The sequence below is a fragment of the Pigmentiphaga sp. YJ18 genome, from assembly GCF_038066655.1.
Taxonomy (GTDB): Bacteria; Pseudomonadota; Gammaproteobacteria; order Burkholderiales; family Burkholderiaceae_B; genus Pigmentiphaga.
On the sequence record NZ_JBBUKU010000001.1, the window covers coordinates 312,302 to 328,439 of the forward strand.

Genomic DNA, 16,138 nt, shown 5'->3' on the forward strand with positions numbered 1-16,138 from the left:
ACTCCCGCCGTCCGGCGGCCCGAACCTAATCTAGCACACGCCCCCCGCAGATACGTCGCGCCAGCCGGGCGCGGTCGACGGGACATCCAAGGAGAAAACGATGCGACATACGACAGGCACACGGGAAGAATGGCTGGCCGCGCGGCTGGACCTGCTGGAAGCCGAAAAGGCCTTGACGCGCCAGTCGGACGAACTGGCGCGGCGGCGCCAGGCGCTGCCCTGGGTGGTGGTCGACAAGGACTACCGCTTCGACATCGACCAGGGTCGCGCCTCGCTGGCCGACCTCTTCCAGGGACGCTCGCAACTGCTCGTCTATCACTTCATGTTCGGCCCCGACTACCAGGCCGGCTGTCCGTCCTGCTCGTCGATCGCCGACGGCTTCGACGGCTTCGCGGTCCACCTGGCCAATCACGACGTCATGCTCATGGCGGTCTCGCGCGCCCCGCTGGCCAGGCTGCGGGAATACAAGCAGCGCATGGGCTGGCGCTTCCCCTGGGCCTCGTCCCAGGACGCCGACTTCAACTTCGACTTCAGCGTCTCGCACACCGAAGCCCAGCAGTTCGAGCAAGGCATAGCCTACAACTACCGGCGCGAACCCGCCTGCGGGTGCCACCCGGCCCCCGCCGACAGCGGCCAGAGCCCCGAGGGCCGCCTGGCCGCGATGTGCAGCACCGACACCAACACCTACCTGCGCGAACGCCCCGGCATGAGCGCCTTCGCCATCCAGGACGGCACCGTCTATCACACCTACTCCACCTACGCGCGCGGTCTGGACGGGCTCTGGGGCATGTACCAGTGGCTGGACCGGGCGCCGTTGGGGCGCAACGAGCAGGGCGTGTGGTGGCGGCGGCGCGATGAGTACGGCAGGCGTTGAGCCGACAGCCGCGTCGCCCGCGCCGGCGGAACGGCGCGCCGGCCTGCGCTTTTTCGGCATGCTGGCACTGGCGATGGCCGCCGCCCTCCTCGCCTGGGCCACCGCCATGCGGATCATGGCCGGCATGGCCGTCCTGTGCGGGGACATGGCGATGTCCTGGCTACCCCCACCGGGCGGGACGTGGCTCGGCGTGCTGGCGGCCTTCCTGGGCATGTGGACGGCCATGGCGGTGGCGATGATGCTGCCTGCCGTCGCGCCCGCGCTGTGGCGCTATCGCCGCCGGCTGCATGCATCGGGCTCGCGCCGCGCGGACGGACTGGCCGCGACGGCCGCCCTGGGCTACTTCTGCACGTGGGCGCTGATCGGCCTGCTGGTGTTTCCGCTGGGCGCCATCGTGGCCGTGCTGGAGGCGCAGGCCCCCGCGCTGGCGCGCCTCGGCCCCGCGGCGGCGGGCCTGGCCGTCCTGGCGGGCGGCCTGTTCCAGCTCACCGCGTTCAAGGCCCGCTACCTGGCCGGTTGCCGCCTGGATGCCTGCGAGGCCATCCCGTGCGCGCGCCGCGGCGCGGCCTGGCGCCACGGACTGCGGCTGGGCCTGCGCTGCGGCGTGTCCTGCGCCGGCCTGACCGCCAGCCTGCTTGCCGTCGGCATGATGGACTGGCGGGCCATGGCGATCGCCGCGGCGGCCACGGCGGGCGAACGCCTCGCGCCCGGCGGCCTGCGGGTGGCGCGCATCGCCGGGCTGGTACTGGCCGCCGCCGGCATGTTCATGCTGGCGCGGGCGGCGCATTCGGCCTGAAGCACCAGAAAAAAACGGCGCCCCGAGGGGCGCCGTTTTTGCGGGGAACAGATGCCGCCCGGCTCAATCCAGCGTCAGGTTCAGGCGCTTGATCACCGCGCCCAGCGTCCGCTGTTCCTTCTTGATCAGCGCGGTCAGCTCGGCCGGGGTGGACGGCGCGGCGGTGAAGTACTGGGCGGTCAGCTGCTTCTGCACTTCCTCGCTCTTGATGATCTGCACCAGTTCCTTGTTCAGCCGGTCGACGATGGGCTGCGGCGTGCCGGCGGGCACCAGGATGGCTTGCCAGGAGATCACCTCGAAGTCGGGCACACCCTGCTCCGCCATGGTCGGCAGGTCGGGCAGCGCCGGGCTGCGCTTGGCGCTGGTCACGGCCAGGGCCTTGAGCTTGCCGTCGCGCACCTGCGGCATGGCGATGGCGGGCACCATGAAACCGGCCTGCACCTGGCCGCCCAGCATGGCGGTCACGACCTGCGGGAAGCCGGCGTACGGCACGTGCAGGATGTCCAGGTTCTCCTTGCCCTTGAGCAGTTCCATCGCCAGGTGGGCGGAGCTGCCGGCGCCGACGGTGCCGAAGTTCAGCTTGCCGGGTTCTTTCTTCACCAGCGAGGTGAAGGCGCCGACCGAGTCGACGTTCAGCGAGGGCGGCACGACCAGCACGTTGGGGCTGGTGGCGACCAGCGTGACGGGCGCGAGGTCCTTCAGCGGGTCGTAGTTGAGCTTGGAGTAGAGCGCGGGGGCGGTGGCCAGCGGTCCGTTGATGGTGAACAGCATGGTGTAGCCGTCCGGCGTGGCATGGGCCACCGTGCCGGTACCGATGTTGCCGCCAGCGCCGGGCTTGTTGTCGATCACGATCGCCTGGCCGAGCTGCTTGGCGAGCGGCTGCGAGATCACGCGCGCGATGATGTCGGGCGACGAGCCGGCCGGGAACGGCACGACCAGCTTGATGGGCCGGCTGGGCCAGTCATGCTGGGCGAAGGCGGGGGTGGCGGCCATGAGGCCGGCGGCCACGGCCGCGCCCAGAAGGCCGCGGCGCAGGGCCGACGCGGAAGAAGCGGAAGAATGCATGGATATCTCCGTTATTTGGTGTTGGACTGGCGGGCGGGGCTGCTTCAGACCGCGTCGCTGTTCTTGACCCATCGGTCCACATGTACCGGCTGCGCGCTGGCCAGGCGGTCCAGCAGGCGGTCGATATCCGTGTCGACGATCAGCGCCTCGAGATGCACCGCGCGCACGAAACCCTGTTCATGGGCATGGCGAGCGAAGGCAAGCAAGGCATCGTAATAGCCGTTGGCGTTGAGCAACCCCACCGGCTTGGAGTGGTAGCCGATCTGTTGCCAGGTCAGCACCTCGAAAAGTTCGTCCAGCGTGCCGAAACCGCCGGGCAGCGCGACGAAGGCGTCCGAGAGTTCGACCATGCGGGCCTTGCGGGCATGCATGGTCGGCACGACGTACATGTCGGTCAGGCCCTTGTGGCCGACCTCTTTTTCCCACAGCCGTTCGGGGATGACGCCGGTCACCTGCCCGCCCGCCTCGAGCGCGGCATTGGCCACGTGCCCCATCAGCCCGACACTGCCGCCGCCATATACCAGCCGCATTCCCCGCCCCGCCACCGCGCGCCCGAAGTCGCGCGCCACGTCGGCAAAGAAAGGATCGTTCCCGGCACTGGCGCCGCAATACACACAAACCGCATCCATCTAAATTCCCTCGACTTTTGGATCCCTGGCCAGCAGGCGCGACACTGCCTGCGCCGGCGGCACGCGGTCGAACAGCACCGCGCAGACGGCCTCGGTGATCGGCATCTCGACCCCGCGGCGGCGAGCCAGGTCGCGCACGGCCGGCGCGCAGCGCACGCCCTCGGCCACCTGGGTCATGTCGCCCAGGATCTCGTCCAGCGACCGGCCGCGGCCGATCTCCAGGCCGACGTGGCGGTTGCGGGACAGGTCCCCGGTGGCGGTCAGGATCAGGTCGCCCAGTCCGGTCAGGCCGGAGAAGGTGTCTGCCTGCGCGCCCAGGGCCACGCCCAGGCGCGTCATCTCGGCCAGGCCGCGGGTGATGAGGGCGGCACGGGCGTTGGCGCCCATGCCCAGGCCATCGCCGATGCCGCAGGCGATGGCCATGATGTTCTTGACGGCCCCCCCCACCTCGACGCCGACGATGTCCTCGCTGCCGTAGACGCGGATCGCGCCGCCGTGCAGCGCATCGGTGACGCGGCCGCGCAGTTCCGCGCTGGCGCTGGCGATGGTCAGCGCCACCGGCAGGCCCCGCGCCACTTCCTTGGCGAAAGACGGCCCCGACAGGACACCGGTGGACAGCCCCGCCGCACCGGCGAACGCGGCCTCGGCGATGGCGTGCGGCAGGCGGCCGGTGTCCGCGTCCAGGCCCTTGCAGGTCCAGGCCACCGCCAGGTCGTTCAGGCCGTGGCGGGCCACGCCCGCCGCCACCTCGCGGCAGGCCTGCTCCATGCCGGCCACCGGCACGCCCAGGATCAGCAGCGGGCGCGGGGCGCCGCGCAGGTGCTCGAACAGGTCGTCGAGGTCGCTGGTGCAGCCCAGGTCCTGCGGCAGCGCGACCCCGGGCAGGTAGTCGGCGTTCTCGTGGGTATCGGCGATGCGGCGCGCCAGCTCGGGCCGGCGGGCCCACAGCATGGTGGCATGGCCCCGGGCGCAGGCGGCGGCCAGGGCCGTGCCCCAGCTGCCCGCCCCCAGGACGGCGACGCGCAGGCCCGGCGCCATGTCCGCCACGGTGCTGGCGCCGCTCAGTGCTTGGTGCCCGGCGGCAGGATCAGGCCGGCGTCGTTGCCGGCCTGGGCCACCTGCTGCTCGGCGGCGGCCTGGGCCACGCGCTGCTCGTAGATGGCCTGGAAGTTGACCTCGGCCAGGTGCAGCGGGGCCATCGACGCGCGGGTGATGGCGTCGGCGATGTTGCTGCGCAGGTAGGGGTAGATGATGCCGGGGCAGGCGATGCCCAGGATGGGGTCGAGCTGTTCCAGGGGGATGTTGGCCAGTTCGAAGATGCCGGACTGCTTGCCTTCGACCAGGTACAGGACCTTGTCGCCGACCTTGGTGGTCACGGTGGCGGTCACGGTCACTTCGAAGACGGTCTCGGCCAGCGCCTGGGCGCCGACGTCGATGGCGACCTCGACCCCGGGCTGCTCGGTTTCCAGGAAGATCTGGGGCGCGTTGGGCAACTCCAGCGACAGGTCTTTCAGGTAGACGCGCTGGATGTTGAACACGGGGGCTTGCTGCTCTTGATTATCGGACATGGGAGAAAGTCTGGAAACGGAAAGCCTGCTGGCTGAACCCGGCCCCCGGTACGCGCGGGGCCGAAACGTATGCACCAAAAGAACATGCCGGGGACACGCCCCGGCCACAACGAAATCAATGGTCCTGCTTCGCCGGGCCGGCAAGCAGCGGTTGCAGCCCGCCCGCGCGGTCGAGCGCGGCGAGTTCGTCGAAACCGCCCACGTGCGTATCGCCGATGTAGATCTGCGGCACCGTGCGCCGGCCGGTACGCTCGATCATCTCGGCCCGGCGCTCGGGCTCGGCGTCGATGCGCACCTTCTCGATCTCCTGCACGCCGCGCTGCTTGAGCAGCATCTCGGCGCGCATGCAAAAGGGGCAATACCCCGTCGAATACATCAGGACTTTCTGCATGGCGCTATCCCTTCGCAATGGGCATGCCCGCCTGCACCCAGCCGGACAGGCCGCCCGACAGGCTGCTGACTTCGGCGAAGCCCTGGGCCTTGAACTGAGCCACCGCCTTGGCCGCGTCGCGGCCGTTGCTGCCCACCAGGATGAGCGGCTTGTTCTTGGGCAGGCCGGCCGCCTTCTGCGCCAGGTCGGCCAGCGGCACGCTGCGCGACTGGGCGATGTGGCCAGCCGAGAAGTCGGCCGCCGGGCGCACGTCGACGAACACCGCCTGGCGCTGGTTCGCCGCGGCCGTGGCCTCGGCCGCGCTCATGGCGCCGCCGGACTGGCCGCCGCGCAGCGATTGCCACAGCAGCAGGCCGCCCGAGACGAGAGCCAATGCGATCAGGAGAATGTTGTCGAGGATGAATTTCACGAGCGGACCCTGGGAAACCTGGTGAGAGGAACACACGTGCCGCCGGCCGGACAGCCTGGCGTTACGCGCGCTTACGAATTCGCAAAACGGCGGGAAAACCACATGATCCGCCGGTTTTTTGCCATTGCGGCGGCCCGATTCCGGTCCCACGGCAAAGACAATGCCGCAGGATTATAAAATGTCGGGATAGGCAGCCGTTTTTTCAACGGGCTGCCGTCCGTCCCCGCCGTTTTCCGGGCGGGCAGCCGAATTGTATTCAACCTTTACGCGCAGCGCCCCTGCGCTCCTGGGACATGGTCAAACTCGTACTGATGCGTCACGGCGAAAGCCAATGGAACCTTGAAAACCGCTTCACCGGCTGGACCGACGTCGACCTGACGGACAAAGGCCGCGAAGAGGCCCGCAAGGCGGGCGAACTGCTCAAGCAGGAAGGCTACGATTTCGACCTCGCCTACACCTCGGTCCTGCGCCGCGCGATCCGCACCCTGTGGATCGCCCTGGACGCCATGGATCACATGTACTTGCCGATCGAGCACAGCTGGCGCCTGAACGAGCGCCACTACGGCGCCCTGCAGGGCCTGAACAAGGCCGAGACCGCCGCCCAGTTCGGCGAAGAGCAGGTCCTGGTGTGGCGCCGCGCCTACGCCATCCCGCCCAATCCCCTGGCGGCCGACGACGAGCGCCATCCGCGCTTCGACCCCCGCTACGCCGGCCTGGCCGCCAGCGAGCTGCCGGCCACCGAGTGCCTGAAGGACACCGTGGCCCGGGTCGTTCCCTACTGGAACGAAACCATCGCGCCCTCGCTGAAGGCCGGCAAGCGCGTGCTGATCGCCGCCCACGGCAACAGCCTGCGCGCGCTGATCAAGCACCTGGACGGCATTTCCGACGACGACATCGTGGGCCTGAACATCCCCACGGCCCAGCCGCTGGTCTACGAACTCGACGACGACCTCAAGCCCATCCGCCACTACTACCTGGGCAACGCGGACGAGATCGCCGCGGCCATGGCCGCCGTGGCCGCGCAAGGAAAGGCCAAGGCCAAGTGAAACGGCTCGCGGCGATACTGCTGATCGCGCTGTCCGCTGCGTCGGGCTGGCCGCTTGCCGCGGCCGCCGCCGACGCGGGCAAGGCGTCCTCCGACCCGGCCGCCGTGGCGCGCGAGCGCGAAGCCCTGCGCAAGCGGCTGGAGGCGCTCAAGAAGGACATCGCCGAGGGCGAGGAAGAACACGCCGACGCCGCCGACGCCTTGAAGGAGTCGGAACAGACCATCTCCAAGGTCAACCGCCGGCTGGTCGAGCTGAGCAACGCCCAGCGCCGCGCCAACGCCGAGCTGGAGCGCCAGAAGCAGGCCATCGCCGAGAAGGAAAAGAACCTGGCCCAGCGCCAGGCGCACCTGGCCGACCTGCTGCGCCGCCAGTACGCGGTGGGCGGGCTCACGCCCTGGGGCGCGCTGCTGTCGGGCGACGACCCGCAGCGGCTCAACCGCAATCTTGCCTACCTGGGCTACATCGCCCAGGCCCGGGCCACCACCGTGACCGAACTGCAGGGCGAGCTGGACGAGCTGGCCCAATTGCGCGCCCAGGCCGACACCAAGCGCGGCGAACTCGAACAACTGGCTTCCGAGGAAAACAACCAGCGCCAGGAACTGCTCAAGCAGTCCGACCAGCGCCGCAAGGTACTGGCCGACATCTCGTCCAAACTGAGCAGCCAGCGCCGCCAGGCCGCCAGCCTGGCGCGCGACGAGCGGCGCCTGTCGCGCGTGATCGAGGACCTGACCCGCATGCTGGCCAAACGCGCCGAGGAAGCCCGCCGCAAGGCCGAGCAGGCGCGCAAGGCGGAACTCGCCCGCCGGGCCGAGGAAGCGGCCAGGCGCGCCGCCGCCCAGCGCGCCGCCGAACAGGCCGCGCGCGAAGCGGGCAAGCCTCCCCCGCCGCCGCCACCCGAGCCGCCGCCGGAGCGGGCCGTCGCACGCAACGACACCCTGCCCGACGCCTCGCTGTCCGGCCAGTTCGAGAAGCTGCGCGGCCGCCTGCGCCTGCCCGTGCGGGGCGACATCGTCGGCCGCTTCGGCGCCGCCCGCGGCGAAGGCGGCACCTGGAAGGGCGTCTTCATCCGCGCCAGCGAAGGCACCGAGGTGCGGGCCGTGGCAGCCGGCAAGGTGGTCTTCGCGGACTGGCTGCGGGGCTTCGGCAACCTCCTGATCATCGACCACGGCAGCCAGTACCTGTCGATTTACGGCAACAACCAGTCGGTGCTTCGCCACGTCGGCGACGACGTCAAGAGCGGCGACATCGTGGCCAACGTGGGCGCCACCGGAGGACAGGCGGAATCGGGCCTATACTTTGAACTGCGGCACAAAGGCGCGCCGTTCGACCCGCTGCGGTGGGCCTCGTTGCGCTGACCCCCCTACCCGGATATCCTGATTGCACGCGCATTTGCGCGCCTTCCCCAGCACATTCAACCTATCGACGAGAACCCGCGAGGCCCCTGGGATGTCAAACGTTGGACGTCCCCAACCGGGGCCCGGAGGAATACATGGGCAGCAAGAGTAAAGTTCGCAGTATCGGCCTGGTCAGCTTGGGCGTGGTCGCCGGCGTCCTGGTCAGCCTGGGCATCACCGCCGTGGCCCAACGGGAAACCCGCGGCCCCTTGCCGCTGGAAGAACTCCGGCAGTTCTCGAATGTCTTCGCCACCATCAAGAACAACTACGTCGAGCCGGTCGAGGACAAGAAGCTGATCGACGGCGCCATCGCCGGCATGCTGTCCGACCTCGACCCCCACTCGGCCTACCTGGACGCCGATGCCTACCGCGAAATGCAGACCGCCACGCAAGGCGAGTTCGGCGGCCTGGGCATCGAGGTCGGCACCGAGGACGGCTTCGTCAAGGTCATCTCGCCCATCGAGGACACCCCCGCCGCGCGCGCGGGCGTCAAGGCGGGCGACCTCATCATCAAGATCGACGACAAGTCCACCAAGGGCCTGCTGCTGAACGACGCGGTCAAGCTGATGCGCGGCAAGCCCAAGACCTCGATCACCCTGACGCTGGTGCGCAAGAACGAGGCGCAGCCCATCGTCGTCAAGATCGAGCGCGACATCATCAAGGTCCAGAGCGTGCGCAGCAAGACGCTGGACGGCAATACCGCCTACGTGCGGATCGCCCAGTTCCAGGAACAGACGGGCGCCGACCTCGCCACGCACCTCGAACGCCTGGGCAAGAGCGGCGTGCCGAAGGCGCTGGTGCTGGATCTGCGCAACGACCCGGGCGGCCTGCTGCACAGCGCGATCGCGGTCTCGGCCGCCTTCCTGCCGCAGAACACCCTGGTGGTCTCCACCGACGGCCGCACCGCCGACGCCAAGCGCAAGTACCAGACCAACCCGGCCGACTACCTGCGCAGCAGCGACGACTACATCAAGCGCCTGCCGGCCTGGACCAAGACCGTGCCCATGGTGGTGCTGGTGAACGCCGGCTCGGCCTCGGCCTCGGAAATCGTGGCCGGCGCGCTGCAGGACCAGAAGCGCGCCCGGGTGCTGGGTGCCCAGACCTTCGGCAAGGGCTCGGTGCAGGTGATCCTGCCGATCTCGCGCGATTCGGCCATCAAGCTGACCACCTCGCGCTACTACACGCCCAACGGACGCTCCATCCAGGCCAAGGGCATCGTGCCCGACTACCCGGTCACCGATACGCCCGAGGGCGATCTGTACGAGCGGCCGCGCGAAGCCGACCTGGCCAAGCACCTGCTGAACGACAAGGATCCCAACGGCGAGATCAAGTCGGCGGCGCAGGATCCGGCCAAGGCCGCCGAACGCAAGGCCATCAAGCCGATCGAATTCGGCAGCGCCGACGATTTCCAGCTCGCGCAGGCGATGAACCTGCTGGCCGGCAAGCCGGTGCAGCTGGCCAAGGCGGAAGACGTGGCCAAGGCCGCCGCCGAACTGGCCGAGCGCAACAAGACCCCCGCCGAAAAGGCCAAGGACGCCACGAAGGACGAGAAGCCCGCCGCGCCCGTCCCCGCGCCGCCCGAACAACCCGTTCCCGCGCCGGCCAAGTGAACGACGAGCAGCTACTGCGCTATTCGCGGCATGTGCTGCTGGACGAAATCGGCATCGAAGGGCAGCAGCGCCTCCTGGAGGCGCGTGCCCTGATCGTCGGGGCGGGCGGCCTGGGGTCGCCCGCCGCCTTCTACCTGGCCTCGGCGGGCGTGGGCAATCTGGTGCTGGCCGACGACGACACCGTCGACCTGACCAACCTGCAACGCCAGATCCTGCACACCACCGACCGCGTGGGCCGCTACAAGGCCGAATCCGGCAAGCAGACGCTGGCCGCCATCAACCCCGAGGTCGCCGTCCAGGCCCTGACCCAGCGGCTGATGGACGAGGCGCTTGACGCCCAGGTGGCCGCCGTCGACATCGTGCTGGACTGCACCGACAACTTCGCGACCCGCCACGCCATCAACCGCGCCTGTGTCCGGCACCGCAAGCCGCTGGTATCGGGCGCGGCCATCCGGTTCGACGGCCAGGTCGGCGTGTTCGACCTGCGGCGGGACGACGCGCCGTGCTATCACTGCCTGTTTCCCGATGGCGAGGACGTGGACGAAGTCAATTGCGCCACCATGGGCGTATTCGCGCCGCTGGTGGGCATCGTCGGCTCGACCGAGGCGGCCGAGGCGATCAAGCTGGTGGCGGGCATCGGCACCAGCCTGTCGGGGCGCCTGCTGATGCTGGACGCGCTGGCGATGAAGTGGCACGAAGTGCGGGTGGGCCGGGACGCGGGCTGCCCGGTATGCGGCCAGCGTCCCGGGAGGTCCCCATGAAAATCAAGCACATCGCGCTGGTCGTCCCCGATCTCGAGGCCGCCGCCACCTTCTACGAAACCGCCTTCGACATGAAGCGCGTCGGGCGCGACGACCTGGAAATGGGCTCGGGCATCTACCTGTCGGACGGCAGCACCAACCTGGCGCTGCTGCAGTACAAGGAAGGCCATCCGCTGGCGCCGTCCAGCGGTTTTGCCGGCGTGCACCACTTCGGCTTCCAGGTCGACGACCTGGCCGAGGCCGAGCGCCGGATCGAGGCGGCGGGCGGCAAGTTCTTCTTTTCGCTCGGCAACGATCCGGAAAAGAAGAACTTCGAGAAGAAGTTCAAGGACCCCTTCGGCGTGGTGTTCGACATCTCGAAAAGCGGCTGGGAAGGCACCAGCCGGGACTGACCGCCGGGCGGCGGCGATCAGGCCAGCATGATCTGGATCTGCACGTCCAGGAACTCCGACGGCGACTTCTTCCAGCCGCTCTTGGCATAGCGCTGCCAGCGCCCCAGGATGAAATGCAGGATCAGGCTGGCGCGCGCGTGGATGTCGTCGGTGGGAGGCAGCTCGTTCAAGGCCAGCGCGTTGCGCAGGCACTGCCGCAGCGAGGCCTCGATGCGGTCCAGGAACTGGTTCATGCGTTCCTGCAGCCGCTCGTCCTCGGACACCAGCGCATCGCCGATCAGCACCCGCGTCATGCCCTTGTTGCGCTCGGCGAAGGTCAGCAGCATCAGGATCGCCTTGCGCGCCTGGGCGAGGCCGCTGGTCTCGGATTCGGAAATGACGTTGAACAGGCCGAACACCGAGGTCTCGATGAACTCGATCAGGCCCTCGAACATCTGGGCCTTGCTGGCGAAATGCCGGTACAGCGCGGCTTCGGAAACCTGGAGACGCGCGGCCAGCGCCGCGGTGGTGATGCGTTCGCCCTTGGGGTGCTCGAGCATCTCGGCCAGCATCTGAAGGATCTGGGTCTTGCGCTCGCCCGTCTTGCTAGAGGCCATGTCGCGGTGGGTTTCCGTGCAAAGGAGGAAAAATCGCCCGCTTCGAAGAGCCGACTCCAGCGGAAACGGCTAGCTGCGGCGCAGGGCGCGACGCTGTAACAACAAGTGACTGACGGAGTTTACTTGAAGGTCGATGAAAAGCGGACGTCCTCGATGCGTCTTGGCGAACGGCGTGCCCGGATGCCGCACGTAGACCGTGCGCATGCCGGCCCTGCGGGCACCGCGCAGGTTGGCGGACGTGTCCTCGACCAGCACGGAATTGTTAGCGCTTACTCCCTCCATCGCCATGACGTGGCGCATCAGGGCCGGTGAAGGCTTGACCCGGAATTCGCCGTGGAACCGCATGTCCTCGACCGCCCAGAGACTGTCGAAGCAGTGCAGGATGCCCAGGTGGCGGAGAATGGTGCGGGCGTAATTATGTGGCGCGTTCGTCAACAGGATCTTGCGTCCGGGCAGCCGTGACAACCGGTTACGCAAATCCTTGTCGGCGCGCACCAGCGGACGGATGTCGAAGCTGTGGCTGCGGTGCAGAAACTCCGCCGGCGACACGCCGTGGTGCCGGACCATGCCGATCAGCGTCGCGCCGTAGCGCTGCCAATAGCGCTTGCGCAGCACATGAGCCTCTTCCTCGGACACGTTCAGCGTCTCCATGACCGCCTGGGTCATGGACAAATCGATGTGCGAGAAAATGGCGTGCGAGGCATCGTGCAGCGTGTTGTCAAGGTCGAAGAACCAGACCGGCTGCCCCTTCCCCGCTCCCACCGGCCGCCGCGTCACCCGCACCCGGCTCAGCGGCCGCCGCACCTGCCGCCGCGGCGCCGACGCCACCGAAGGCACGCCGGTCACCGCCGCCGCCACTTCACTTACGTAGAGGTCCCCCCCTACGCGCTGCGCGCGCCCCCCAGGGGGCGATGCGGGCGGACCGGCGGAGCCGGATCCGCCGCATCCTGGGTCCGAAGAAAACGATGCGAGAGTTTGTGTGGATATATCCTGACTCATGAACGAAAACTACCCTCAACCAAACGGTGAGTTGCCAGGGCACAGCGGATCCGGCTCTGCCGGTCCGCCAGTGCCGCCCCCTGGGGGGCGCGCGTAAGCGCGTAGGGGGGGCCTTCTACTAGTGGCTTTTGATCATGGTTCCCACGCCTTGCGCGGTCAGGATTTCCAGCAGCAGACAGTGTTCGACGCGGCCGTCGACGACGTGCACGGAATTCACGCCGCTCTTGGCGGCTTCCAGGGCCGACGAGATCTTGGGCAGCATGCCGCCCGAGATGGTGCCGTCGGCGAACAGCTCGTCGATCTTGCTGGCGGTCAGGCCGGTCAGCAGGTTGCCGTTCTTGTCCAGCACGCCCGGGGTGTTGGTCATCATGATCAGCTTCTCGGCGTGCAATACCTCGGCGATCTTGCCGGCCACCAGGTCGGCGTTGATGTTGTAGGCCATGCCGTCCTCGCCGAAGCCAATGGGCGAGATGACGGGAATGAACTGGTCGTCCTGCAGCGCCTTCACCACCGACGGATCGACCGACGCGATCTCGCCCACGAAGCCAAGGTCCAGCTGCGCGCCGGGGTTGTTCTTGTCCGGCATCAGCATCTTGCGGGCGCGGATCAGGCCGCCGTCCTTGCCGGTCAGCCCCACGGCCTTGCCGCCGAACTCGTTGATCATCATCACGATGTCCTGCTGGACCTGGCCGCCCAGCACCCACTCCACCACTTCCATGGTCTCGGCGTCGGTCACGCGCATGCCCTGCACGAAGGTGCCCTGCTTGCCGACGCGCTTGAGCGCATCGTCGATCTGCGGGCCGCCGCCGTGCACCACGATGGGATTGAGGCCCACCAGCTTGAGCAGCACCACGTCATGCGCGAAGCTGCGCTGCAGGCGCTCTTCCGTCATGGCGTTGCCGCCGTACTTGACCACGATCGTCTTGCCATGGAAACGGCGGATGTACGGCAGGGCTTCGGCCAGCACGCCGGCCTTGATCCGTGGCGTGAGCGTAGCCAGCGGCCCGTGTTCGGAAGACGAGGAATCTGCTTGGTTGGTGTCGGTCATGGCGGCGCGCCTGAGGGAAGGAATGGCAAACAGGCTCAATTGTAGCCACTGCGCCCGCCGGATTCCGTCCACAGGATATCCCGCCGTTATCCCGGGCTTGTCCCGGCCTTTTCCCCAGGCTTGTCCGCAGGGCTGTCCACGGCTTTCCCACAGAGTTCCACACAGCTTTTCCACATGGCCGCCCCCGGTTGTCCACCTGATTTCCCCAGGAAACCCACAGCTTGCCCACAGCCTTTCCACACCGTTGCCCACAAGTTTTCCACATGGGTTTCCAACGGCTTTCCACAGCCTTGTCCCCAGGGTTGTCCACCGCAGCCGGCACGGCTTGAAATACCGGCGAACGACCGTATTTACCTTGACATGATGGCAAGGTCTAGAATCCGCTCCATCTGCCAAGGAGATTGCCATGCAAGCGCTGAACATAGGACAGGCTTCCGACGCCTCAGGCGTTTCGGCCAAGATGATCCGGCATTACGAATCCATAGGACTGATACCGCCCGCCCACCGCACCGAGTCCGGCTATCGGCTCTACGGCGAAAGCGACGTCCATATGCTGCAGTTCATCCGCAACGCGCGCGACCTGGGCTTTTCCATTCCCCAGATCGGGACGCTGCTGGAACTGTGGAACGACCGCGGCCGGCCCAGCGCCGAGGTCAAGCGCCTGGCCTGCGCGCACATCGATGAACTGGACGAGAAGATCCGCGGTCTACAAGCCATGAAGGCCACGCTGGAGCAGCTAGCCTCCCATTGCCACGGCGACCACCGTCCGGACTGCCCCATCCTGAGCGGCCTGGCCACCCCCGGCATGGGCACGCGCGGCCTGGCCGAGCACACCTGCAACGGATGAAACCAATCCCCATGCCCGGGCGGCGCGCTGGTGGACCCTGTTAGCATTTCAGGTATCGGCGGCCAGCCCGCCGCGTCTATCGCCAGAAGGAGAACGCAGTGAAACGTCTACTCGCCCTGATCGCCACGGTCGCCGCCCTCGCGCTGACCGCGGGCGCCGCGCTTGCGCAGGCGCTCAATGCCGAAGGCGAGGTGCGCCGCATCGACGCGGCGAACGGCAAGGTCACCCTCAAGCACGGCCCCATTTCGAACCTTCAGCTGCCGGCCATGACGCTGGTCTTCAAGGTAGCGGACCCCTCGATGCTGAACCAGATCAAGGCCGGCGACAACGTGCGCTTCGCCGCCGACAAGATCAACGGCCAGTACACCATCACGGCCATCCAGCCGAAATAAGGCCTAGAGCACGTAGCGCGCCAGGTCCTGGTGCGCCGCGGCTTCTTCCAGCTGCCGGTTGACGTATTCGGTGTCGATGCGCACCACTTCCCCGCTCTTGCGGGTCGCATCGAACGACAGCTCTTCCAGCAGCTTTTCCATCACCGTGTACAGCCGGCGCGCGCCGATGTTCTCGGTCTTCTCGTTCACCGCGAAGGCCAATTCGGCCAGGCGCTCGATGCCCTCGTCGGTGAACTCCAGCCTGACGCCTTCGGTCTCGAGCAGCGCCGTATATTGCTTGACCAGCGAGGCGTCGGTCTCGGACAGGATGCGCACGAAATCCTTGGCCGACAGCGAATCGAGCTCGACCCGGATCGGGAAGCGCCCTTGCAACTCGGGGATCAGGTCCGACGGCCGCGACAGGTGGAAGGCCCCCGACGCGATGAACAGGATGTGATCGGTGCGCACCATGCCGTACTTGGTGTTGACGGTCGTGCCCTCGACCAGCGGCAGCAGGTCGCGCTGCACACCCTGGCGCGAGACGTCCGAGCCGCTGGTTTCCTGGCGGGTGGCGATCTTGTCGACTTCGTCCAGGAACACGATGCCGTTCTGCTCGACGCTGGCCAGCGCCTTGGTACGCAGCTCTTCCTCGTTCACGCGGCGGCCCGCTTCCTCGTCCACCAGCAGCTTGAAGGCTTCCTTGATGCTCAGCTTGCGGACCTTTTTCTTGCCCTGGGCCATGCCGGCGAACATGCCGCGGATCTGCTCGGTCATTTCCTCCATGCCCGGCGGCGACATGATCTCCATCTGCGGCACGGACTGGGCCACTTCGATCTCGATCTCCTTGTCGTCCAGCTGCCCTTCGCGCAGGCGCTTGCGGAAAGTCTGGCGCGCGGCATTGTCGTCACGCTGGGGATTGCCCATCGCGTCGCGCGCGGGCGGGACCAGCACGTCCAGGATGCGGTCCTCGGCGGCGTCCTCGGCCTGCGTGCGCACCCGGCGCATCTCCGCTTCACGCACCTGCTTGACGGCCACCTCGGCCAGGTCGCGGATGATGGTGTCGACGTCGCGGCCCACGTAGCCCACCTCGGTGAACTTGGTGGCCTCGACCTTCACGAAGGGCGCATCGGCCAGCTTGGCCAGGCGGCGCGCGATCTCGGTCTTGCCCACGCCCGTCGGCCCTATCATCAGGATGTTCTTGGGATGGATCTCGTGGCGCAGCGGCTCGGCCACCTGCTGGCGGCGCCAGCGGTTGCGCAGCGCAATGGCCACTGAACGCTTGGCGCGGTCCTGGCCGACGATGTACTTGTCCAGTTCGGAGACGATCTCACCGGGGGTCATC

Annotated in this window: 19 protein-coding genes; 9 read left to right on the forward strand and 10 right to left on the reverse strand. The window is 67.9% G+C overall.

Translation table 11 applies throughout. The annotated features are described in order from the left end of the window. Positions 1-100 precede the first annotated feature (100 nt). Positions 101-874, forward strand: a complete 774-nt coding sequence (locus WKR98_RS01540) for a DUF899 domain-containing protein (protein ID WP_124691554.1) — start codon at positions 101-103, stop codon at positions 872-874. Next, entirely contained in the window at positions 855-1,670 is an 816-nt protein-coding gene (locus WKR98_RS01545) for a DUF2182 domain-containing protein (RefSeq protein WP_341431828.1), read from the forward strand. The genes WKR98_RS01540 and WKR98_RS01545 overlap by 20 nt, the downstream gene beginning before the upstream one ends. 63 nt (positions 1,671-1,733) lie before the next feature. Here WKR98_RS01545 and WKR98_RS01550 read toward each other — a convergent pair whose 3' ends face one another. From WKR98_RS01550 to WKR98_RS01575, 6 genes are all read right to left on the reverse strand, one after another. Further along, the gene (locus WKR98_RS01550) at positions 1,734-2,735 is read right to left on the reverse strand and encodes a Bug family tripartite tricarboxylate transporter substrate binding protein (RefSeq protein WP_370282626.1); all 1,002 of its coding nucleotides are present in this window, start codon (positions 2,733-2,735) and stop codon (positions 1,734-1,736) included. 44 nt (positions 2,736-2,779) lie between these two features. Next, entirely contained in the window at positions 2,780-3,364 is a 585-nt protein-coding gene (locus tag WKR98_RS01555; protein WP_341431829.1) for an LOG family protein, read from the reverse strand. Beyond that, entirely contained in the window at positions 3,365-4,402 is a 1,038-nt protein-coding gene (locus WKR98_RS01560; RefSeq protein WP_341433763.1) for an NAD(P)H-dependent glycerol-3-phosphate dehydrogenase, read from the reverse strand. Positions 4,403-4,425: 23 nt separating this feature from the next. Then, the gene (secB, locus tag WKR98_RS01565; RefSeq protein WP_124691556.1) at positions 4,426-4,932 is read right to left on the reverse strand and encodes a protein-export chaperone SecB; all 507 of its coding nucleotides are present in this window, start codon (positions 4,930-4,932) and stop codon (positions 4,426-4,428) included. A gap of 115 nt (positions 4,933-5,047) precedes the next feature. Beyond that, on the reverse strand, positions 5,048-5,323 hold the full coding sequence (gene grxC / locus WKR98_RS01570) for a glutaredoxin 3 (protein ID WP_124691557.1): 276 nt from the start codon (positions 5,321-5,323) through the stop codon (positions 5,048-5,050). Between the two features lie 4 nt (positions 5,324-5,327). Beyond that, complete coding sequence (locus WKR98_RS01575; RefSeq protein WP_238160195.1) at positions 5,328-5,732, reverse strand: rhodanese-like domain-containing protein; 405 nt, start codon at positions 5,730-5,732, stop codon at positions 5,328-5,330. Between the two features lie 293 nt (positions 5,733-6,025). Here WKR98_RS01575 and gpmA point away from each other — a divergent pair, with 293 nt between their 5' ends. From gpmA to WKR98_RS01600, 5 genes are all read left to right on the forward strand, one after another. Beyond that, positions 6,026-6,778 carry a 2,3-diphosphoglycerate-dependent phosphoglycerate mutase gene (gene gpmA / locus WKR98_RS01580; protein WP_341431830.1) on the forward strand — a complete coding sequence of 251 codons (753 nt, stop codon included), beginning with the start codon at positions 6,026-6,028 and terminating at the stop codon, positions 6,776-6,778. After that, a complete protein-coding gene (locus tag WKR98_RS01585; protein ID WP_124691559.1) occupies positions 6,775-8,133 on the forward strand; it encodes a murein hydrolase activator EnvC family protein in 1,359 nt (452 codons plus the stop codon). Before gpmA ends, WKR98_RS01585 begins: the two co-directional genes overlap by 4 nt. Before the next feature lie 134 nt (positions 8,134-8,267). Continuing rightward, positions 8,268-9,782: a S41 family peptidase gene (locus WKR98_RS01590; RefSeq protein ID WP_124691560.1), complete on the forward strand. Its 1,515-nt coding sequence runs from the start codon at positions 8,268-8,270 to the stop codon at positions 9,780-9,782. Then, positions 9,779-10,543: a HesA/MoeB/ThiF family protein gene (locus tag WKR98_RS01595; RefSeq protein ID WP_341431831.1), complete on the forward strand. Its 765-nt coding sequence runs from the start codon at positions 9,779-9,781 to the stop codon at positions 10,541-10,543. The genes WKR98_RS01590 and WKR98_RS01595 overlap by 4 nt, the downstream gene beginning before the upstream one ends. Continuing rightward, a complete protein-coding gene (locus WKR98_RS01600; protein WP_161567967.1) occupies positions 10,540-10,935 on the forward strand; it encodes a VOC family protein in 396 nt (131 codons plus the stop codon). The genes WKR98_RS01595 and WKR98_RS01600 overlap by 4 nt, the downstream gene beginning before the upstream one ends. A 17-nt stretch (positions 10,936-10,952) precedes the next feature. Here WKR98_RS01600 and slmA read toward each other — a convergent pair whose 3' ends face one another. The 3 genes from slmA to argB all read right to left on the reverse strand — a co-directional run bounded on the left by slmA (position 10,953) and on the right by argB (position 13,578). Beyond that, complete coding sequence (slmA, locus tag WKR98_RS01605) at positions 10,953-11,531, reverse strand: nucleoid occlusion factor SlmA (protein ID WP_124691563.1); 579 nt, start codon at positions 11,529-11,531, stop codon at positions 10,953-10,955. 69 nt (positions 11,532-11,600) lie between these two features. Continuing rightward, positions 11,601-12,368: a pyrimidine 5'-nucleotidase gene (locus WKR98_RS01610; protein WP_341433765.1), complete on the reverse strand. Its 768-nt coding sequence runs from the start codon at positions 12,366-12,368 to the stop codon at positions 11,601-11,603. Positions 12,369-12,648: 280 nt separating this feature from the next. Further along, positions 12,649-13,578, reverse strand: coding sequence for an acetylglutamate kinase (argB, locus tag WKR98_RS01615; RefSeq protein WP_341431832.1), 930 nt, complete (start codon positions 13,576-13,578; stop codon positions 12,649-12,651). Between the two features lie 415 nt (positions 13,579-13,993). On the opposite strand from argB, the gene cueR reads away from it, so the two are divergent. Together cueR and WKR98_RS01625 are read left to right on the forward strand one after the other, a co-directional pair. Then, positions 13,994-14,425, forward strand: coding sequence for a Cu(I)-responsive transcriptional regulator (gene cueR, locus WKR98_RS01620; RefSeq protein WP_130357868.1), 432 nt, complete (start codon positions 13,994-13,996; stop codon positions 14,423-14,425). 98 nt (positions 14,426-14,523) lie between these two features. Beyond that, positions 14,524-14,817, forward strand: a complete 294-nt coding sequence (locus WKR98_RS01625; protein ID WP_124691566.1) for a copper-binding protein — start codon at positions 14,524-14,526, stop codon at positions 14,815-14,817. A 3-nt stretch (positions 14,818-14,820) separates the two neighbouring features. Here the strand turns inward: WKR98_RS01625 and hslU are convergent, their stop codons facing one another. Continuing rightward, the gene (gene hslU / locus WKR98_RS01630; RefSeq protein WP_124692506.1) at positions 14,821-16,137 is read right to left on the reverse strand and encodes an ATP-dependent protease ATPase subunit HslU; all 1,317 of its coding nucleotides are present in this window, start codon (positions 16,135-16,137) and stop codon (positions 14,821-14,823) included. Position 16,138: the final 1 nt, after the last annotated feature.